Origin of the sequence: Streptomyces lydicus (assembly GCF_000717345.1) — a bacterium.
GTDB lineage: Bacteria > Actinomycetota > Actinomycetes > Streptomycetales > Streptomycetaceae > Streptomyces > Streptomyces lydicus.
Genome location: NZ_JNZA01000018.1, coordinates 1 through 19,892 on the forward strand (window position 1 = coordinate 1; position 19,892 = coordinate 19,892).

The window sequence follows — 19,892 nt, forward strand, 5'->3', positions numbered from 1 at the left end:
AGGAGTCTCGTGGGCTCGGAGATGTGTATAAGAGACAGGTGTCGCGCTGGGGGCCGTCGAGGCGCGGGTTGTGCGGGGGGCGCTCCGGGCTCTGCTGCTGGGTGTGGTCCTGGACGGCCTGGGAACCGTCGGGACGGCGGTTGTCGCCGGGGGGCGCCGTGGGGGCGTCCTGGCGGGGGCCGTCGAGGCGCCGATCGTGCGGAGGCGGCGTCTGGTCGCGGCGGGGGCCGTCGAGACGGGGGTTGTAGGCGGGGCGGTCCGGGCTGGTCTGCTGGGTGTGGTCCTGGATCGCCTGGGACCCGTCGGCACGCCGGTTGGCGGGACGGGCAGAAGCGTTTCCACTGCTGGCCGACGGGCTGCCGGCGCGGGGCGGGGTGCCGCCGCGCGGGGCGGTGGGGTTGGCGCTGCCACCGTGGGGCGGCATCGCGCCCATCATCATCGGCCCATTGGCCTGGGAGGCGTTGGGCTGTGCCTGTTGGGGCGTAGGGGTGGAGGGGGCGCTGCTGGGGTCCGCGGTGTGCTGGGTGGGCGGGGGCAGGGTCGCGGTGCCCGCGGACTGTGTGCTGACGGTGGTGTCGTCGGGGTCCACGGTGGGCATCGGGTCGCCCGGCGCCGCGTCGCGCTGCTGGACCGGCTGTCCGGACGAGGGGGTGTGGTGGACCGGTGCGCCCTGGGGCGCTGTGCCGACATGCGGCATGGAGGGGCGGCCACCGCCGCTGCCGGTGGAGTTGTCCCCGTTGGTCGTACCGCTGCCGGCACCGTCGTGGGAGGTGCCGGAGTTGTCGCTGTACGAGGGCGGGTTGCCGGCCACGGGGTCGGGCGCGGGCGCGGGGGAGGGCGACTGGGACGCGTCCGGTCGGGCGGCGTCGGGGGTGTTGTCGTGGGTCGGCTGGGTGCTGACCGGGTCGGAGTCGGGGCGGGCCGCGTCCGGGGTGTTGTCGTGGGCCGGCTGGGTGCTCACCGGGTCCGAGTCCGGGCGGGAGCTGTCCGGCGTAGGGCCGGAGTCCGGGCGCGAGGAGTCCTGGGTCGGCTCGGAGTCCGGGCGTGAGGAGTCGTGTGCCGGGCCGGAGTCGGGGGTCGGGCCCGCGTCCGGTGTGTGGCCGGAGCCGGAGTCGGGGGTGTGGTCGGCGCTGTACGGGCTGTCGTTGCCGCCCTGGTAGCCCTCGTCGAACGGGGAGCGCTGGTCCGGCGGCGGGAGGGGCTGGGAGTCCGGGACGGTGTGCGGGGTGTCCGAGCCGTTGGAGCCGTTGGAGCCGTTGGAGTCGTTCGCGGAGTTGTTGGACGTGGCGGACGGGCTGGCGGCGCCGTTGCTGTCTCCGCCCGTGGTGCCCGCGTTGTCGGAGGCGCGGGGGGTGTGGCTGGTGGAGCCACCGCCGTTCGAGCCGCCGTCACGGCCGCCCGCGCCGCTGCTCCCGGATCCACCACCGTCGGAGCCGCTGCCCGATCCGTTGCCCGACCCGCTGTCGGAGCCGCCGTCGGACCCCGTGTGTGAGCCGGTGTCGGAACTGCCCCCGGAGCCCGAGCGGTTGCTGTCGGAGCCGCCGCTGTCCCCGCTGCCGTTGCCCGAGCCGCTACCGCTGCTGTTGCTGCTGTTGCTGTCGCCGTCGGAGCCGGTGGACTCGCTGGAGTTGCCGTGCTCGCCCCCGTCCCTGCCGTGGTCGCCGCCGTGGCCGGCGGCGGAGTCCAGGCCGCCGCGGGCGCGGTGGCCGGCGCGGTGGCCGGCGCCGTCGCGCAGGCTCTCGCCGAGGGTCTCGCCGGTGTTCTTGATCGCGTCCGTGGCGGCGCTCTGACCCTCCTTGAGGGTGCGGCCGACGTTGTAGCCGTTCTGGGCGCCGAAGTTCTGGTTGACGGTCTGGGCGATGATGTCCGAGACCATGGCTTCGAGCGCCGAGATCACCGGCTCCTTGGCGGCCTCCAGGATCGCGTCGAGCAGCTGCTTGGCGACCTCCTTGAGGATCTTGCGGACGATCTCGCGGGTGGCCAGCGTTGCCGCGCCTGCGCCGATTTCCGATAGGCCCAAGGTGAAGGGTGCCGCGGCTTGCGCGGCGATGATTTCGGCCGCCAATATCACCAATTGGGCGATAACCGCGACTTTCATGCCGATGACGAGGCCGGCGGCCGCCTCGAGGGTGAAGGCGATGACCTCCGCCGCCTCACGGGCATCGTTGAAGTAGCCCGAACTGCCGCCGAACTTGTCCCATGCCTTGCCGAAGCCCTCGATCGAGTCGCCGGCGTTCTGGCTGAGCACGTTGGACGCCGACGTGACGCCCCGCGCCTGGTGCCCCTCCACCTCTGCGGCGAACGTGCGCCACACCTGGGCGCACTCGATCAGCTTGTCCTCGTCGGCGGTGGGCCACTCGAAGCCGAGCATCTCGAGGACCCACTCAAGCGCATTCGGCAGCATCATGGACAAGGCGGAATTCCCCCGTGAAATTTATGCATTTCGGCTTGGTGCGGACGAGGGCCTCGCGGAGAGGCGCCCTCGTCGGAAGAGCGGGCCCGGGCCGGGCGTGTGATCCGGCCGGTGCGCTCAGTGCTTGGCTGGGTACCAGGCGGTGGTGGTGACCTCTTCGGGCTTCTTGGTCGGGTCCTGCCACGCCTGCTTGTTCTCGACGTGCTGCTTCATCAGCGCGTTGTTGAAGTCCTCGTTCTCCGCGTGGTTCTTGGACATGTCGGTCAGTGCCTTGCCGATTTCCTGGAGCTTCGCGGAAAGGTGGCCCATGGACTCGTACATGCCGTCGCGCACGCCCTCATAGGCGACGCCGAACTTCTCGCCGAGGTCGTCGTCCCCCCACGGCGGAGCGCCGTCCTTGCTGTCGAACGTCGTCAGGCCGCTCACGAACTGCTGGCCGAACGACTTCTCCGCCGGCTGGGGCTGCTTCGAGGGATCGGCCGGCGGGCCCGCGCCGAGCGCACTCAGGCCGTTCATCAAGCGCGCCACGGACTGGTAGAAGTCCTCGCCGAGCTTGGTGAAGTTCGTGCCCTCGGACTTGAGGGACTCCACATCGCTCTGGAATCCACCTGCTCCGGCCACAACGCCCCCCGCGTTCGTAATGGTTACCCAATGAAAGCTTCAAGCCAAAGCTTAACTGTCGTCGCTGACAACCCACCAGCCCGCCATGGAGCGGGCAAAGGGGGCGGCGTCTGGCTCAGGAACCGCTGGGGCGGTAGAAGCGGTGGTAGAGCTCCACGGCCTCCGCCGGGGGGAAGTTGGGCAGGAAGGTGATGTCGCCGTTCTCCTTGGAGATGGCGACATTGCTCCCGCCGGGCTCCGCGGGCGGGGCGGTGGGGTCCTCGGGGGCCGGCCAGCTCGCGTGCACCAGATAGCCGGCGTCGAATTCGTGGACGAACAGGCCGGCGGGGCCGCCAGGAGAACCGATCTCGGGGAAGTGCTGCCGGCCGATTTCCAGTGCCTCGTCCTCGTTCGCCGGTACGGGCTTCGGCCCGCCGTCCGCGAGGCCGTCCTGCGGAGGGGCTGGGGGCGGCGGAGGAGTGGGAGGCGTGGGCGGAGTGGGAGGCGTGGGCGGCTGAGGGGGATTGCTGCCCGTCTGGTCGGAATCGGCCATGACGCTGTCTCCTTTGGTGCTGACCTGGTCGGTGCTGGTCAACTTAACTCACGCCCTGGCGGCCCGATTGGTTCGCGTCCGGGGCGGATCGTTGCGCACAACTCCTGCTGCCCCTGGCTCAGGACGTCGTGCGGCAACGGAACGGCGGTAGTGCTCCATCGCCTGCTCCGGGGGGTGATTGGGCACGTAGGTCACTTCCCCGGTGGCCTTGGCGATGATGATGTTGCTTCCGCCGGGCTCCGCGGGCGGGGCGGTGGGGTCCTCGGGGAGCGGCCAGCCGGCCTGGATCAGGTAGCCGAGGTCGAATTCATGCACGAGCAGGCTGGCGGGGCCGCCGGGCGAGCCGACCTCGGGGTGGAGCCGGCGGCTGATGTCGAGTGCTTCGTCGGCGTTCGCCGGGACGGGCCAGGGGGTGTCGTCCGCTGCTTGGGGAGGCAGCGGCGGAGGAGTGGGCGGCAGGGACGTGCCGTTCCCCGCTCCCGTCGGGATTCCTCCCGGCAGGCCGTTTCCCGTCTGGCCTGCGGGCGGTGAGGACCGGGCGCTCATTCGAAGTTGACCAGGGACAGCCAGAACTCCAGCAGTTGGGTGTCGCCGGTGACCACGAACGTCTCCTTGTCGGTGGGGCGGCGGCCGTAGAGGAGCAGCAGGAGGTCCGTGAGCGGGGCGCTGACGGAGACCGCGGCGGGTTCGCGCGTACGGCGCCAGGCGAGGGCGTCGCCGGTGAGGTCGACGAGCCAGTCGGCGGCCGCCTCGGGCGGGGTGTCCGTGGCGTGGAAGCGGAGGGTGCGGCCGGGGCCGAGGAGCGCGCGCCGGTCCGGGTGGAAGTCGAACATCTCCGGGAGCGAGCCCAGCTCCATCCACTCGTCGAGCGCGTCGATGGCGACCGGCTGCTCCAGGGTGAAGCCCGTCCCGAGGGTCAGGGTCGCATCGGCTCGGTGGATGACCGTTTCGTGGGCCATGCGGCGGGCGAAGAAGGCGGTGTTCCCGTGCGGGAGCGGGGTCCAGATCTTGGTGTCGGGGCCGGCGGCGCGGAGGGCGGCGGCGAGCAGTTCGGCGCCTTCGGTGAGCCAGTCGGCGAGCTCGGCCGGGCTCTGGACGGTGTCGCGGGGCAGCACGCGCAGGGCGGTCTCGGGCGGGGGCTCGGTCGCCCGGGTCCGTACGATCTCCTCGGCCCAGCGGTAGACCTCGCCCAGATGCCGCAGCAACTGGGCGAGGTTCCAGTCCGGACAGGAGGGGACGGTGGCCGTCAGGTCCGTGCCCTCGGTGAGGCAACTCCCCAGCAGCCGGGCCTGGGTGACGATCTCCGAGCAGTGCCCGTCAAAGTCCATGGTGCGCTCCATACCGTCACGGTAAGGGCCGCCACTGACAATGCGGCGTAGGCGACGTCGGTGACGTAGGCGAAGTAGGCGTCGTAGGCGTTGTGCGTGCGCGTCTCCGGGCTCGCGCCGTGCGTCCGAGCCGCAGGGATACGTACGGCCCCTGGGCCCCAGGCGCGCCTGGATACGCATGGCTCCTGGGCGCCAGGCATCCCTGTGGTCTCTGGGCCCCGTACGCCCCCGCGCCCGCTCACGGCCCCGGCGTCACCGTGCGGCCCCCGTCCCCAGTCGGAAGCGCAGGCGGCAGATCGCCGCGTCCGTGTCCCGGCGGACCGCGTGGGCCACGACCGCGCCGCGCTGGTTCTGGAGCAGCCGCTGCCAAAGGTGGGCGGGCTCGGCTTCCGGGATCAGGACGGTGATGCGGGTGCCGGGCCGCCGGGCGGTCAGGTCGGTGACGTAGTCGGCTATCGGGCGGCCGACGGAGCGGGTGGCGGAGGGGAGTTCGAGCAGCTCGACGCCGGGGTTCCACAGCTCCCAGTCGCGGCGCAGCGCCTCGGTGGCCGGGCGGTCCGCGAGGTCGTCGTACGTGACGGTGACCGCCACCACCTCGTCGCCCAGGGACACCGCCGCGTTCAGTGCCTCGCGGGTCAGCCGGGACAGGTGCGAGACGGGGACGACGACGAGGGAGGGCGCGCGGCGCGGGGGCTCGGGTACCCGGCCGAGGCCGAGGCGCTCGCCGATCCGGTCGTACGCCCGGTGGACGGCCTCGAAACCGAGCACCATCAGGGGAAGCGCGATGACGATCAGCCAGGCGCCCTCGGTGAACTTGGTGGCGGTGACGACGAGCGCCGAGACACCGGTGAGCACCGCACCGAAGCCGTTCAGCAGCACCTTGCCGCGCCGCCCGGGGGAGCCTTCCCGGCGCCAGTGCCGGACCATTCCGATCTGGCAGAGGGTGAAGCCGACGAAGACCCCGATGGCGAAGAGCGGGACGAGGGTGTTGACGTCGCCGCCGGAGAAGACCAGAAGGACCGCGGCGACGGCGGCGAGGGCCAGCACGCCGTGCCGGTGGACCTGGCGGTCCGCTTTCAGCCCGAAGACGTGCGGCAGGTAGTTGTCCCGGGCGAGCAGGCCCATCAGGACGGGCAGCCCGCCGAAAGAGGTGTTCGCCGCCAGCGCGAGCAGGACCATGGTGGCGAACTGGACGACGTAGAAAGCCCAGTTGTGGCCGAGTGAGGCGTCCGCCAGCTGGGCGAGGACGGTGACGCCCGCCACCGGCTGGAGGTGGAAGCGGCCGATCAGGACGGACAGCCCGATCAGCATCACGCCGAGCAGCGCGCCGAGCGCCACCTCCGTCCGTTGGGCGCGCCGGACGGCCGGCGCCCTGAAGGACGGCACCGCGTTGGCGACCGCCTCGACCCCGGTCAGCGCCGAGCAGCCGGAGGCGAATGCCTTGAGCAGCAGCAGGGCGCCGACGGAGGTGGCGTGGTGGGCGAGGACGGAGTCGTGCCCGTCGGCGGTGACGGTGGAGGCGGGGGCGTCGCGCACCAGCCCGACGACGACCACCGCCAGGACGGCCCCGATGAAGACCGCGGTGGGCACGAGGAACGCCTTCGCCGAGTCGACGATCCCCCGCAGGTTGATGCCGGTGATCAGGACCAGGACGGCCAGGCAGATCGCTCCGCGGTCGTCGTACAGGCCGGGGAAGGCGGAGGTCAGCGCCGCGACGCCGGCCGTCACCGAGACGGCGACGTTGAGGACGTAGTCGAGGAGGAGGGAGGCGGCGGCGACCAGGGCGGTGCGGCGGCCGAGGTGGGCCTTGGCCACCGCGTACGAGCCGCCCCCGTCCGGGAACGCGGCGATCACCTGACGGTACGAGGCGACCAGGACGGTGAGCAGGGCGGCGATGGCGAGGGTGACGGGGAGCGTGAAGCCCAGGCCGTAGCTGCCGGCCGCGGCCAGGACCAGCACGATCGACTCCGGGCCGTACGCGACGGAGGCCATGGCGTCGAGGGAGAGGGCGGCCAGGCCCTGGAGGGCGGTGAGCCGGTGCCGGGCGTCGGCCGGTTCGGTGGCCGGCTCGGGGGTGGGTCCGGCGGTGGTTTCCGTGCGCGTGGCGGGAGTGGCGTTGCCGTCGGGACGGGTGGTGACTGTGCTGCCGGCGGTATCCGGGGGTTCCTCGGGCCGGCCATCGGGCTGGGACACCGTCGACATCGTTCGTCGTACCTCCGTACGCCGCTGTGGTGCTGTGCGCCTTGACCGGCTCAGCGTGCGGGTGGGGTGGGCCGCCGGCGGGCCGTCTTGGCGGCACCTTGGCGGGCGTACGCGCGTTCTTCACGGCGCCTTGACGGGGAGGGGCGGGCGGCCAGGGCTCGGTGCCGGGCGACGGGCGGGCGGCGGCCGGTTCCCGCGCCTGGCATGGCCGCATTCCGGCGGAGGTGTCGCGGAGGCGTCAACGGCACGTCATCGGCGCGTCAAGCTTGCCGGGGGGCGCGTCAGCGACGCGCAAACGCCCCCGGAAGACCCGGGGCGCGGCCCTAACTTCGCGGCCATGGACCACGACCGGACCTGGCTGTCCGAATTGCGTGCCGCCCTCGGGTGCTCGGGCGGGTTGCTCGCCCTCATGCTGCTGGTCGACCTCGCCAACGGGACGCTCGCCCTGTGGCGCGTGCTGTGCTGGACGGTGGTCGCGGTGCTGCTGCTCGCGATCCTCTGCCCGCCCCGGGTGACGGCCGGCGAGCACTGGCTGGCCTCCCGTGGGCTGGTGCGTACGCGGCGGGTTCATACGGATCTGCTGGTCGCCGTCCGTGGCGAGGGCGGGCCGGCACCGCGCCTGGTGCTGCGCGACGCCCTCGGCGGACGGGTGGTGCTGGATCCGGCGGTGCTGACCGCGAATCCGGTGCTGTGGCACCGCCTCGACCAGGGCGTACGCCGCTCCCGCGAGCGCGGTGTGCTCCGCTGCGGCGCGGCACCGCTCCGGACGCTGGCGGACCGGATCGACGGCGACGGCGCCCGCGCGGTCTTCGAGGCGTCCGGCCTGCGGTGCGGGGCGGCGAGCCGGCCCGCACACGATCCGGGCCCGGGGCCGGGCTCGGTACGTGAGCCAGGCCCGGGATCCGCAGGCGATCCAGGCCCGGGATCCGCAGGCGACCCCGGCCCCGGATCGGTGCGCGAACCCGGGCCGCCCCCTCAGAGGCCCGGAGAAGCCGCGTGACGGACGGCCCGTCAGGAGGGCGCCCGCACTGCTACGTCCCCCGGGGCATGCGCTCCCTCACTCGCCTTCCGCGAGGCGCTTGATGGCCGACAGCCGGCTGTCCCAGGCCGCCGCGACCCGGTCCATCCACCGGGCCGTGACCCCCAGCCGCTCCGGTATGACCCGGTAACGCGCCTCCCGGCCCTCCCGGTGGCCGGCGACCAGCCCGGCCCGGTCGAGGACGCCGAGGTGTTTGACGATGGCCTGCCGGCTGACCGGGAGTTCGGCCGCGAGGACCGTGGCGGTCGCCTCGCCGTGTGCGGCGAGGGCGTCGAGTATCCGGCGGCGGGTCGGGTCCGCCAGCGCGGCGAACACCTCCGCCACCGCGTCCGGACCCGCACCCGCCCCGGCCCCCGTCCCCGCACCCGAGCCACCCCCAGGGCCCGAGCCCGCCCCCGGTCCCGAGCCGGCCCCACCCCCCGGGCCCGCGCCCGCCCCGGAGCCCGCCCCGGAGTCCGGGCCGGCCCCGCCCGCTCGTTCGTCCGTCGTCATGCCGGGAGCTGCTCCGTGTACTGCCTGAGCTTCTTCGTCATCTCGGTCCAGCCGTCGGAGTGGCTCTCGTACCCGGCGGTCGAGGCCCGCTCCGCCGGGATGGCGATCTCCTCGAATCCGGTCTCCACGACGCGCAGGCGGGTGCCCGCGCCGTCCGGGGTGAGCGTGAACTCGACGAGCGTGGAGTTGCCCTCGACCGCCACCTCGCCCGGGTGGGCGCTGGCCCAGCGGTACGAGAAGTAGTGCGGCGGGTCCACCTTCACGATCGTGGTGGGGAACTGGCCGTACTGGCCGTGATCGAGGTGCATGATGCCGCCGGGCCGCAGGTCGACCGGGGTCGGGTCGCCCTGGCCGAACCACGATCCGACGTGCTCGGGCTCGGTCAGCACTGCCCAGACCCGTTCCACGGGCGCGTCGATGCTGATCTCCCGCTCGATGCGGTTGCGGTCCTCGGCGGTCTCGTCAGCGCTGTGGGTTCTGTCGGTGCTCATGGGGTGTTCCTCCCTGCCGTGCTCTGGCTTCCCTACGTGCTACCTCATGGTTGCACGTAGGGGTGGGAGGTGCAACCCAACGGTTGCGCATGCGTCCCGCCGGGACTCGTCAGTGAGCCCGGCCCGCGCCCTGTGCCGCCTTCCGTTCCGGACCCCGCACGCGCACCCCATAGGCCGGAACCGACACTTCCGGATCGTCCAGGCAGTCCCCCGTCGCCAGGTCGAAACGCTGCTTGAGCAGCGGCGATGCCACAAACGGGCGGCCCGCTGCCGAGCCGGTGAGCCCCCGGGAGAGGACCTGCGCGCCGGTGAACGGGTCCCGGTTGCTGATCGCGTGGATCCGGCCGGCCCGGTCCAGGAAGAGCGCGGCCTGGCTGCCGTCCGGGAGGAGGGCGGCGACGCCGCGCCCCGGGGTGAGGTCGTCCGGCCCGCAGACCGCGAGCCACCCGCCGTCGGGGCAACGGATCTCGACCGTGCCGGTCTTCGGATGGGCACCGGCAGGAGCAGGAGCCGTAGCAGTGGTAGCGGTAGCGGTGAGGGTCATCAGACGGAGGTTCCTTCCAGGGTGCGTACGGGCAGGGTCGGGCCGGCCAGCAGCGTCAGATCCGGTTTGACCTGGTCGCGCTCCGGTACGAAGCGGACGGACGGGTCCGGGGCGCCGGGGGCGTTGACGAAGGAGACGAAGCGGGCCAGCCGCTCGGGGTCGGCGAGCGTCTCGGCCCACTCGTCGCGGTAGTGGGTGACATGGGCGGCCATCAGGGCCTCCAGCTCGTCACACAGTCCGAGGGAGTCGTGCACGACCACGTCGCGTACGTGGTCGAGGCCGCCCTCGATCCGCTCCAGCCAGGCCGCGGTGCGCTCCAGGCGGTCGGCGGTGCGGATGTAGAACATCAGGAAGCGGTCGATCAGCCGGATCAGCTCGGCGTCGCTCAGGTCCTGGGCGAGCAGGTCCGCGTGGCGCGGGCTGGCGCCGCCGTTCCCGCCGACGTAGAGGTTCCAGCCGTTCGCCGTGGCGATCACCCCGAAGTCCTTGGACTGGGCCTCCGCGCACTCCCGCGCGCAGCCGGAGACCGCCGACTTCAGCTTGTGCGGGGCGCGCAGCCCCCGGTAGCGCAGCTCCAGTTCGATCGCCATACGGACCGAGTCCTGCACGCCGTAGCGGCACCAGGTCTCGCCGACGCACGACTTCACGGTGCGCAGCGCCTTCCCGTAGGCGTGGCCCGACTCGAAGCCCGCCGCCACCAACCGGTCCCAGATGACCGGCAGTTGATCGACCCGGGCGCCGAACAGGTCGATCCGCTGGCCACCGGTGATCTTGGTGTAGAGGCCGAAGTCGCGCGCCACCTCACCGATGACGATGAGCTTCTCCGGGGTGATCTCGCCGCCCGGGATGCGGGGGACGATCGAATAGGAGCCGTTCTTCTGCAAGTTGGCGAGGAAGTGGTCGTTGGTGTCCTGGAGCGCCGCCTGCTCACCCTGCAGGACATAGCCGTCGGCGCCGACCGCCGGCGCGAGTGAGGCGATCACCGAGCCGATCGCCGGCTTGCAGACCTCGCAGCCCTCGCCGCCGCGCGCCTCCTCCCGGCCGTGCGCGTCCAGCAGCTCGGCGTAGGAGGCGATCCGGCGGACCCGGACGATCTCGTACAGCTCGGCGCGGGTGTGCGGGAAGCAGGCGCACAGGCCCTGCTCGCCGCTGTCCGGCAGCAGCTTGCCGATCATCTTGACGCAACTGCCGCACCCGGTACCGGCCTTGGTGCAACGCTTCACCTCCGGCAGCGTCTCGCAGCTCTGGATGGCGTCCTTGGTGACGTTGTGGCAGCTGCAGATCACCGCGTCGCCGGGCAGCGCCTCCGGGCCGAGCGCGGCGGGCGCGCCCGCACCGGCCGGCAGCACCAGCTGCTCGGGCGCCACCGGGGGCACGCTGCCGGTCAGGGGCCGCAGCATGCCGTACGAGTCGGCGTCGCCGACCAGGACGCCGCCCAGCAGCTCGCCGGTGGCACCGATCACCAGCTTCTTGTAGACGCCGCTGCGGGCATCGGAGTACACCACGTCCAGACAGCCGTCGGTGGCGCCGTGCGCATCGCCGAAGGAGGCGACGTCCACCCCCAGCAGCTTGAGCTTGGTGGACAGATCGGCGCCGGTGAAGCCGGGCTGCCGGGCGGCGTCCGGGCCGCCGTGCACCGCGTCGTCCAGTTGGGCGGCGACCTCGCCGGCCACCACCCGGGCCATGTCGTAGCCCGGTGCGACCAGCCCGTAGACCCGGCCGTCGGCGGCCAGTGCGCACTCGCCGATCGCGTACACCGCCGGATCATCGGTACGGCACTGCTCGTCGACGATGATGCCGCCGCGCTGCCCGACCGGCAGCCCGCACTCGCGGGCGAGCTGGTCGCGGGGGCGGACCCCCGCCGAGAAGACGACCAGGTCGGTTTCGATGCGGGAGTCGTCGGACAGTCCCATCGCGGTCACCGCGCCCGCCTCGTCGGCGACGATCTCCGTGCCGCCGACGCCGGTGTGCACCTCCAGGCCCATTTCCTCGACCGTTCGGCGCAGGGCCCGGCCGCCGCCCTCGTCGACCTGGAGGGCCATCAGCCGCGGCGCGAACTCCACGATGTGGGTGCGCAGTCCGAGCCCCTTGAGCGCACCCGCCGCCTCCAGTCCGAGCAGCCCGCCGCCGACCACGAGCCCGGTGCGGGCGTGCTCGGCGTACTCCTCGATGGCCAGCAGGTCCTCGATGGTGCGGTAGACGAAGCAGCCCTTGCTGTCGCTGCCCGGCACCGGTGGGACGAACGGGTACGAGCCGGTGGCCAGCACCAGCGCGTCGTAGCGGACGGTCAGCCCGGAGCGGGCGGTGACCGTGCGGGTGGTGCGGTCGATGGCGGTGGCCGGGTCGCCGAGGTGCAGCTCGATGCCGTGCCGGGCCAGGAAGTCCGGGTCGACGAGGCTCAGCTCGTCCGGCGTCCGGCCGGCGAAGTAGGAGGTCAGCTGTACCCGGTCATAGGCCGGCCGGGGTTCTTCACACAGCACGACCACCCGCGCCCGCCCGGTGACCCCGCGGTCGGCCAGCTCCTCCAGGAAGCGCTGGCCGACCATGCCGTGGCCTATGAGGACGAGGGTCGGGGTGGCGCCTGGGGCGGCGGTGCCGGGGTGCGGGTGCGTGGTGGTCATGTGCGTCAGCGTGCGGCCCGGCTGTTACCCGCCCGCATCTGTGCTGTTTCCCGTGCGGAACGCTGCCCTCAGTGCGCGGGCGGCGGGCGTGTGAGGGTTCCGGCCCCCGCGCCACGCCCGCCACCGGCACGCCCTACCTTGATCCCGTGCCCCGTCCCCACCGCCCGGCCGCCCTCCCGGCCGTGCTCACCGCGCCCTTCACCCCGCGCAGCCTCGCCGCCGTGCTGCACGCGGTGACCGCGCTGCCGCTCGCGCTGGCCGGGCTGGTGCTGGTGCCGGCGGGCCTGGCGGTCGGTGCGGTGCTGTCGTGGACGGCGCTCGGGCCGTGGCTGCTCGCCCTGACCGTACGCGGCGCCCTGGCCCTGGGGAGCACCCAACTCGCCCTGATGCGAGGGCTGTTGGGTGAGTCCGTCGAGCCTGCCCGGCGGCGCGGCGGGCCCGGAACGGCGGCCGGGCCGTTCGGCTGGCGGCGCGCGGTCCTCGGCGACCCGGCCGGCTGGCGCGCCGTCGCCGCCGCCGTGCTCGCGCCCCTGACGGCCGTCCTCCCGCTCCTCGCCGTCCTCGTCTGCTACGTGTACGGCCTGCTGGCGCTCGCGCACCCCGTGCTGCGCCACTGGAACTACGTCACCCTGCGTGCCCGGGACGGCTCCGTACGCCATGTGGGGCTCCAGATCCACGGCGTCGAGTTCGACAGCTGGCCGCGCTGGCTCGTGGTGGTCGCCGCCGGGGCGGTCCTCGTCCTGCTCGCGCCCCGGCTGGTGCGCCGGGCGGGCGCCCCGCACCGGCTGCTGCTGCGCGCGCTGCTCGGCCCGAGCGCCGCGGACGCCCGTATCCGCGTCCTGGAGGAGACCCGGGCGCACGCCGTCGACGACGCCGTCGCCACCCTCCGCCGGATCGAACGCGATCTGCACGACGGCACCCAGGCCCGCCTGGTCGGCCTCGGCATGCACCTCACCCTCATCCGGGAGCTGATCACCCAGGGCGCCGCCGCCGACCGGCTGCTGGCGGTCGTGGAGACCGCACAGGGCAACGCCACGCAGGCCGTCGCCGATCTGCGCCACCTCGTCCGCGGGATCCACCCGCCGGTGCTCGACCAGGGCCTGCAATCCGCGCTGGCCGGCCTCGCCGCCGACGCGCCGCTGCCGGTCACCGTCCGCGCGGACCTGCTCCGGCGGCCCACCCCCGCCCTGGAATCCATCGCCTACTTCTGCGCCGCCGAACTGCTCGCCAACGCCGTCAAGCACAGCGGCGCGACGCGGGTGGCGATCGAGGTGCGCACCGACGGCGAGGGCGGCGCGGGGGCCGCTGCGGACCTGGCGCTGGTCGTGCGCGACGACGGGCGGGGCGGCGCGGTGATCGGCGCGGGCAGCGGACTGACCGGGCTGCTGGGCCGGATTCGTACCGTCGACGGGACGCTGACCTGCGACAGCCCGAACGGAGGGCCTACGGTGGTCACCGTCCGGCTCCCGTACCCGGACCGCCGCCCCGATCACCGCTAGAGGCAGGGACCATGCGCGTCGTCATCGCTGAGGACTCCGCGATCCTGCGGGACGGCCTGGCGCAACTCCTGGAGCTGCGCGGGGCGGAGGTGGTGGCGGCCGTCGCGGACGCCGAGAGCCTGCTCGTCGCCGTCGCCGCCCACCGGCCGGACGCCGCCGTCGTCGACATCCGGCTGCCGCCCGGCCATACGGACGAGGGCCTGCGGGCCGCCGTCGCGCTGCGCCGCGACCACCCCGAAACCGGCGTACTGATCTTCTCCCAGTATGTGGAGACCGCCTACGCGGACCGGCTGTTCGGCGCGGGCTTCGCCGGCGTCGGCTACCTCCTCAAGGAACGCGTGGTGGACATCGGGGAGTTCGTCGACGCCCTGCGGCGGGTCGCGGCCGGCGGCACCGCGCTCGACCCGGACGTGGTCTCCCAGCTGTTCACCGCGAGCCGCCGGGCCGGTGCGCTGGACGCCCTGACCCCGCGCGAGCGCGAGGTGCTGGCCCTGATGGCGCAGGGCCGCACCAACCAGTCCATCGCCTCGGCCCTGACCGTCACCGAGCGCGCGGTCGAGAAGCACATCGCCCACGTCTTCGGCAAGCTCGACCTGCCGCCCTCGGAGACCGGCCACCGCCGGGTGCTGGCCGTGCTGCGCTACCTGGAGAGCGAACGGGCCGGGGGCTGACGGGCCGGCCGGGCCCGCCCCGGGGCGGGCCCGGCCCCCGCGCACGACGTGCTCAGAAGCGCAGCCGGCCGTCCGGGCCGGCGGTGGGGCACAGCCGGCGCGGCGCGCTGTCGGTGCGGAGCCGGGCCTCGACGCAGCCGCCCGGCAGGCCGTCGTGGGCCGTGCTGCCGAAGTTGGCGGTCACGGTGAGCGTGCCGTGGCCGAAGACCGTGCGCTGGACGGTGCGGTCGTCGGTCAGCCGGCGGAACGAGGTCATCGGCTCGGTGCCGGCGGCGCGGTGCAGCGGCGCGAAGTACTTCTGCAGCGTGGCGAGTTCCGGCCCGTTCTTGGCAAGGGTCGGGCCGTCGAGGACGTAGTTGAGCGGGGTGTTGTACAGCATGGCGAGCAGCGCGCGGGTGCTCTTCTGCTCCGGCAGCTTCTCGTACGACAGCTCCCAGCGCTCGGCGTTGACCAGCGAGCCGTGCAGCGCCGTCTCGTACAGCGGTGCGCGGTACTTCGGGTCGTACATCGCGGTGGCCAGGTCGGCGGGCAGGCGGACCGGCTTGAAGAACGTCCTCGGGGCGTTCTGCGGGTAGTAGCCGCCCCAGGTCTGCTTGTCGCGCTCCAGCTTCCACAGGCCGTCGGCGACCGGGGTGCCCGAGCCGTGGTCGAAGGCCAGCACCCGGTTCGCCCAGGGCTGGGCGGACTCCGAGCCGAGGACCAGGTGCTGGGACAGGCGCTCCATACGGGCCAGGCGGTACCTGCGGTCGTCCGCCTTGGTCATCCGGTGGCCGGCCCCGTGGTCGCGGAAGAGCTCACCCGTCGCGTCGACATCGAGGAAGTAGCTGTCCGCCCCGTTGGCGACCATCGTGCGGGTGCGGTCGGCGAGGTAGTGCTTGCCCGGTTCGGCCTGCTCGAAGGCGCGGGAGCTGAGATAGCAGCCGCGACCGCCGAACCCGGTCTCCGGAGTGCCGTCCGCCTTCCGCACGCAGAAGTCGGGGTAGACCCGGCCGGGCCAGGCCGAGGTGGGGCTGTCGGCGGTCTTGGGGTCCTGCCCGTTGGCGAAGGAGTCGTACGGCCCGACGAGATAGCCCGCCTTCTTGGCGGCGCGCACCGCGGCGGCGTCCATCGGGCCGGGCCCGGCGTCGTAACCGAGCCACATCCGGTCCACGCCGAGCTGCCGGAGCTTGCCGATGCCGGCGGCGGTACGGGCGTCGCCCCACACGTAGGCGTGGAAGGCGCCGAGCAGCTCGGCGTTGGCGGGGTGCTTCCGGATCTTCTCGCGCAGGCTGCCGAGCCGGCCGCGCTGGGAGAGGTACGCGCGGTAGTCGGCGGCGGGGGCGACCGGGTTGCCGTCGGTGAGGGCGAAGGTGACGTCGTAGTCGCGGGTGCCCTCCCCGGCGTCGAAGGCGTGCGCGGCGGTGGCGCGCAGCCGGCCCCCGGCGGAGCTGAAGCGCAGCGAGGTGCCGAGGTCGGTGGGGGTGAGGTAGCTGACGCCGTGCCCGCCGCGGGAGCCGCCCGTCGCGCCGCCCATGGTGTACCCCCACAACGGCAGGGCGAGATCGGCGCCCACGTCGACGGTGCTGCCGGCCAGCCCGGCCCTGGGCGAGTTCCAGAATGCGTCCCGTACGGGGATGTCCAGGCCCTCCCCGCGCGGCAGCTGGACGGCCGAGGCGGTGCGGTCGGTGCCGGTCACCGGCCAGTTGACCGACCCGTCGCGGTCCGATCGCAGCCTGATCCGCAGCCGCCCGTGGTCGGTTCCGGCCGTCACGCTCAGCCCCTTGGCGGGGTAGCTCCAGCGCGCGCCGTCGGCGGTACGGGTCACCGGCCCCGGCCGGCCGAGTCCGTCCCCGGCGGCCGCCTCGGAGAGCAGCAGCAGCCGCCCGTCGCCGGCCCGCGCGCTCACCGCGAGGGAGTCGGTGTCGACGACGGCGGTGCCGCCGGCGACCGGCAGTTCGAGCCGGCTGCCCTTGAGGGTGCCGGCGGCGGCGCTGTCACATCCCGTGACGCCGAGCGCCGTCGCGGCGAGCGCGAGGGAGAGGGCAAGCGCGCGGGTGGTGACGCTTCGGCTATCGCCCTTGCCCGTAAGGGACTTGAGGAGGTCAGAGGTCATGGGGACTGGATAGTCCCGGGGTCTAAGAGGGTTCTAAGAGGCGCGACCCGTTCGGCCCCTCGATTCGCGCCGCCCCGCACCGGTGAGCGAGGGCGGATCGGGCCGTCGCGCCCGCTGCGGGGCGAACTTCCACGTGCTGGGTTAGCCTCGACCCGGAACGGACATTACGGTCATTTTACGGAAGCCCGGTGAGGTGGGCGCGGCTCCTGGGTGGGCGGGTGTCCGAGGTCCCGGCGCCCTCTCCGGCGCGCCGAGGGCATTCGCCTGCTGCGATGGAGGAGTTCGTCATGCCTCGTGTGGTGAAGTTACCGAGACGGCGGCGGGTGCCGGCCCTGGCCGCGGCCCTGGGGGCGGCCGTTCTGGTGATGGCCCCCGGCCTGCCGGGAGCGGCGGCCGCGCCCCCGGACCCCCCTGCTCCCGCCCCGGGCACCGTGCACGAGTACCTGATGCCGCTGCCCCGGCTGGGCAGCACGCATGAGTTGGTCATCGGGCCGGACGGCAATCTGTGGGTCTCCCAGCAACTCGAGGACCGCGTCCTCCGTGTCTCCACGACCGGCCGGGTGGTGGGGATCATCGAGTTCCCCGCCAACAGCATGCCCCACGGCATCGACAAGGACCGGCGCGGCCATGTCTGGGTCACCGAGGAAGCCACCAACGCCCTGGTGGAACTGGACCCCGCCGGAAAGCGCATCGGCAGCTACCCGATCCCGGTGCCCGGCGCCGGGCCGCACGGCCTGCGCATCGGTTGCGACGGGCGCACCGTGTGGTGGACGGGGAAGGAGGGCGGATCCATCGGGAATTTCGACCCTCGCTCCCGCAGATGGACCGTGTATCCCCTCGCCCCCGACAGTCAGCCGATCTTCCTGGCGCGAGGGCCCCGCTGCGCCATGTTCTTCACCGAGCTGACGGCCGGCCGCGTCGGCCGGATCGACGCGAACGGCCGGTTGCGCGAATACGCCACCCCCACACCTGACAGCCGGCCCATCGCCGTCGCCGTCAACCGGCGCGGCCATGTCTGGTTCACCGAGGAGGCCGGCGCGGCCTACGCCCACCTCGACCCCGATACCGGCCGCATCACCGAGCACCGCACCGACGTCCCGAACGCCAAGCTGGCGGCGCTGGCCTTCGACTGCTTCGGCAACCTGTGGGTGCAGTACAACCAGCCCGGACTGATCGACCGCGTCCGCCCGGACCTGACCACCACCCGCTACACCCTGCCCACCACCGTCCCGGTCGGCCACCGCATCATTCCCGGCCCGGACGGCTCCATGTGGTTCAGCGAACTGGCCGCCGACACCGTCGGCTCCATCACCACGGGCTGCCCGCCGACGGTGTCGGCCGTCGAGTAGCGGGCGCCGGGCCGGCCGCCGTCATGCCTCCAGGATCAGCTGCAGCAACTCGCGCAGGTTCTCGCGCTGCTGCGCGGTGAGCGGGGCCAAGGGGTCGGCGGCGAACGGCATGCGTGCGCGGAGGTCGGCGGCGACGCTACGGCCGGCGGTGGTGGCGGCGACGCGCTTGACGCGGCGGTCGGCCGGGTCGGGGCTGCGCTCGACCAGGCCGCTGGACTCCAGCCGGTCGATGATCGCGGTCACGTTGGACGGCTCCGCGTGCAGCCGTTCGGCGATGCGGCGCATCGGCACCGGGTCCTCGATGGCCAGCAGCGCCTTGGCCTGGAGCGGGGTCAGGTTGTGGGGCGTCGCCGCGGCCTCGCAATCCTGCAGGTAGCGGCGGTTGATGGCGGCGAAGAGGCCGAGGACCTCTTTGCTGACCTCGTCCGGTGGGTTGGGCATGGCGCCCAGCGTACCGATGTGCTTGACAACGTCAAATATCCGTGCTCATAGTTATGAAGCATATTAGTTATGACGCATAAGCAAAGAGCAGAGGTACGAGGCATGAGCACCAAGACCGTCCTGATCACCGGCACCTCCTCCGGTATCGGCCTGTCCACCGCCGTGGCCGCCGCGCGGAGCGGATGGCAGGTGATCGCCACCATGCGCGACACCACCAAGGCGGGCGCACTGCTGGCCGCGGCGGAGGAGGCCGGGGTCACCGTCGACGTCCGGGCCCTGGACGTGACCGACCCGGCCTCGGTCGAGGCGTGCCTGGCCGGCCTCGACCGGCTGGACGCGCTCGTCAACAACGCCGGCGCGGGTCACGTCGGCACCCTGGAACGGGAGAGCGTCGAGGACGTGCGCGCCGTCATGGAGGTCAACTTCTTCGGCGTCCTGCACGTCACGAAGGCGGCCCTGCCCCTGCTGCGCGCGAGCAAGGGCCGGGTGCTGACCGTGACCAGCGTCGGCGGAGTGATCGGCCAGCCCTTCAACGAGGCGTACTGCGCCGCCAAGTTCGCGGTCGAGGGCTTCATGGAGTCCCTCGCGCCGGTCGCCGCCACGGCCGGTGTGCGGGTCAGTGTGGTGGAGCCGGGTGCGGTGGCCAGCGAGTTCGTCAGCAACGTGGGCCTCCCGGACGACGCGCTGGAGCAGGCCGGGCCGTACGCGCCGGCCCTGTCCCGCTACCTGGAGCGGACCCGCGAAGCCTTCGCCCAGGCGCAGACGTCGCAGGACGTGGCGGCGCGGATCGTCGACCTGCTCGCGGCCGAGCGGCCGGCCTTCCGGGTGCTCACCTCGGACGCCGCGCGCGCCTTCGCCGGGACGAAGCTCAAGGACCTCGACGGCTCGGCCGTGCAGGCGCTGACCAACTCCTGGGTCGCTTAGGAACGTTCCGGCCGACGCGAAGTCAGGCTGCACCCGCAGCCTTCGGCGTCGCAGGACGAAATGGGGAGGCGGGCCCCCAGGGGCCGTTGGCAGGATGGCCGCGCTCAGCACCCCAGGGGAAAGGACCCCACAGCCGTGGCTCGTGCCATCACTCTGATCCGCTCCGCAGCCCTGTCCGACGTCGCCGAGTACGCCTACGCGGCCACGGCGCCCGCCGAGTCCCGCCTGATCTTCCTCGCCGGGGCGTGTCCCCTGAACGACGACGGTTCCACGGCAGCGATCGGGGACTACAGGGGGCAGGCAGCGAAAGCCGTCGAGAACATGCAGGCCGCTCTCGCTGCCTCCGGCGCGGCACTCCAGGACGTCATCAGCACCAGGGTCCTCGTCGCCTCGGCCCGTCAGGAGGACCTGGTGGCCGCCTGGGAGGTGGTCCGGGACGCGTTCGCCGACCACGACGTACCCAGCACCTTGATGGGCGTCACGGTGCTCGGCTACCACGATCAACTCGTCGAGATCGAGGCCGTTGCCGCCGTGCTCGATTCCTGAGTTACGGGGCCCGGCGAAACACCTGGCGTGCTGCCGGCCGCCCGGCGCGGACCTGTGCCGGTCCGTGCGCCGGGCGGCCGGCGCGGG

18 protein-coding genes are annotated in these 19,892 nt (G+C 73.1%); 6 read left to right on the forward strand and 12 right to left on the reverse strand.

What is annotated here, in order from left to right:
* From OO62_RS37025 to OO62_RS18830, 6 genes are all read right to left on the reverse strand, one after another.
* The coding region (locus OO62_RS37025; protein ID WP_106974871.1) for a WXG100-like domain-containing protein at positions 1 to 2,407 on the reverse strand (2,407 nt) is incomplete at its 3' end.
* Between the two features lie 123 nt (positions 2,408 to 2,530).
* Complete coding sequence (locus tag OO62_RS18815; protein ID WP_033268636.1) at positions 2,531 to 3,034, reverse strand: hypothetical protein; 504 nt, start codon at positions 3,032 to 3,034, stop codon at positions 2,531 to 2,533.
* Positions 3,035 to 3,149: 115 nt separating this feature from the next.
* Positions 3,150 to 3,566: a hypothetical protein gene (locus tag OO62_RS38035; protein ID WP_033268637.1), complete on the reverse strand. Its 417-nt coding sequence runs from the start codon at positions 3,564 to 3,566 to the stop codon at positions 3,150 to 3,152.
* A 48-nt stretch (positions 3,567 to 3,614) separates the two neighbouring features.
* Complete coding sequence (locus OO62_RS40720) at positions 3,615 to 4,112, reverse strand: hypothetical protein (protein WP_228332440.1); 498 nt, start codon at positions 4,110 to 4,112, stop codon at positions 3,615 to 3,617.
* Positions 4,109 to 4,906: a maleylpyruvate isomerase family mycothiol-dependent enzyme gene (locus OO62_RS18825; protein WP_078617246.1), complete on the reverse strand. Its 798-nt coding sequence runs from the start codon at positions 4,904 to 4,906 to the stop codon at positions 4,109 to 4,111. Before OO62_RS18825 ends, OO62_RS40720 begins: the two co-directional genes overlap by 4 nt.
* A 240-nt stretch (positions 4,907 to 5,146) precedes the next feature.
* Positions 5,147 to 7,096 (reverse strand): APC family permease, encoded by a 1,950-nt coding sequence (locus tag OO62_RS18830; RefSeq protein WP_033268639.1) that lies wholly within the window; start codon positions 7,094 to 7,096, stop codon positions 5,147 to 5,149.
* A gap of 337 nt (positions 7,097 to 7,433) precedes the next feature.
* Between OO62_RS18830 and OO62_RS18835 the strand changes: the two genes are divergently transcribed.
* Complete coding sequence (locus tag OO62_RS18835; protein ID WP_063739031.1) at positions 7,434 to 8,096, forward strand: hypothetical protein; 663 nt, start codon at positions 7,434 to 7,436, stop codon at positions 8,094 to 8,096.
* Positions 8,097 to 8,153: 57 nt separating this feature from the next.
* Here OO62_RS18835 and OO62_RS18840 read toward each other — a convergent pair whose 3' ends face one another.
* From OO62_RS18840 to nirB, 4 genes are all read right to left on the reverse strand, one after another.
* Positions 8,154 to 8,459, reverse strand: coding sequence for an ArsR/SmtB family transcription factor (locus tag OO62_RS18840; RefSeq protein WP_033268640.1), 306 nt, complete (start codon positions 8,457 to 8,459; stop codon positions 8,154 to 8,156).
* Positions 8,460 to 8,623: 164 nt separating this feature from the next.
* Positions 8,624 to 9,118, reverse strand: a complete 495-nt coding sequence (locus tag OO62_RS18845) for an SRPBCC family protein (RefSeq protein WP_051733415.1) — start codon at positions 9,116 to 9,118, stop codon at positions 8,624 to 8,626.
* A gap of 109 nt (positions 9,119 to 9,227) precedes the next feature.
* Positions 9,228 to 9,662, reverse strand: coding sequence for a nitrite reductase small subunit NirD (nirD, locus tag OO62_RS18850; protein WP_033268641.1), 435 nt, complete (start codon positions 9,660 to 9,662; stop codon positions 9,228 to 9,230).
* Positions 9,662 to 12,283 (reverse strand): nitrite reductase large subunit NirB, encoded by a 2,622-nt coding sequence (gene nirB / locus OO62_RS18855; RefSeq protein ID WP_033268642.1) that lies wholly within the window; start codon positions 12,281 to 12,283, stop codon positions 9,662 to 9,664. The genes nirD and nirB overlap by 1 nt, the downstream gene beginning before the upstream one ends.
* Positions 12,284 to 12,429: 146 nt before the next feature.
* On the opposite strand from nirB, the gene OO62_RS18860 reads away from it, so the two are divergent.
* Entirely contained in the window at positions 12,430 to 13,782 is a 1,353-nt protein-coding gene (locus OO62_RS18860; protein WP_051733416.1) for a sensor histidine kinase, read from the forward strand.
* Positions 13,783 to 13,793: 11 nt separating this feature from the next.
* On the forward strand, positions 13,794 to 14,453 hold the full coding sequence (locus tag OO62_RS18865; RefSeq protein WP_033268643.1) for a response regulator transcription factor: 660 nt from the start codon (positions 13,794 to 13,796) through the stop codon (positions 14,451 to 14,453).
* Between the two features lie 52 nt (positions 14,454 to 14,505).
* Here the strand turns inward: OO62_RS18865 and OO62_RS18870 are convergent, their stop codons facing one another.
* Positions 14,506 to 16,545, reverse strand: coding sequence for a glycoside hydrolase (locus OO62_RS18870; protein WP_033268644.1), 2,040 nt, complete (start codon positions 16,543 to 16,545; stop codon positions 14,506 to 14,508).
* A 287-nt stretch (positions 16,546 to 16,832) separates the two neighbouring features.
* Here OO62_RS18870 and OO62_RS37030 point away from each other — a divergent pair, with 287 nt between their 5' ends.
* Positions 16,833 to 17,894, forward strand: a complete 1,062-nt coding sequence (locus OO62_RS37030; protein WP_129322960.1) for a Vgb family protein — start codon at positions 16,833 to 16,835, stop codon at positions 17,892 to 17,894.
* A 21-nt stretch (positions 17,895 to 17,915) separates the two neighbouring features.
* On the opposite strand, the gene OO62_RS18880 is transcribed toward OO62_RS37030, so the two are convergent.
* Complete coding sequence (locus tag OO62_RS18880; RefSeq protein WP_033268645.1) at positions 17,916 to 18,335, reverse strand: MarR family winged helix-turn-helix transcriptional regulator; 420 nt, start codon at positions 18,333 to 18,335, stop codon at positions 17,916 to 17,918.
* Positions 18,336 to 18,437: 102 nt separating this feature from the next.
* Here OO62_RS18880 and OO62_RS18885 point away from each other — a divergent pair, with 102 nt between their 5' ends.
* On the forward strand, positions 18,438 to 19,259 hold the full coding sequence (locus OO62_RS18885; protein ID WP_033268646.1) for an SDR family oxidoreductase: 822 nt from the start codon (positions 18,438 to 18,440) through the stop codon (positions 19,257 to 19,259).
* 135 nt (positions 19,260 to 19,394) lie between these two features.
* A complete protein-coding gene (locus OO62_RS18890) occupies positions 19,395 to 19,805 on the forward strand; it encodes a RidA family protein (protein ID WP_033268647.1) in 411 nt (136 codons plus the stop codon).
* The last annotated feature ends 87 nt before the right edge of the window (positions 19,806 to 19,892 follow it).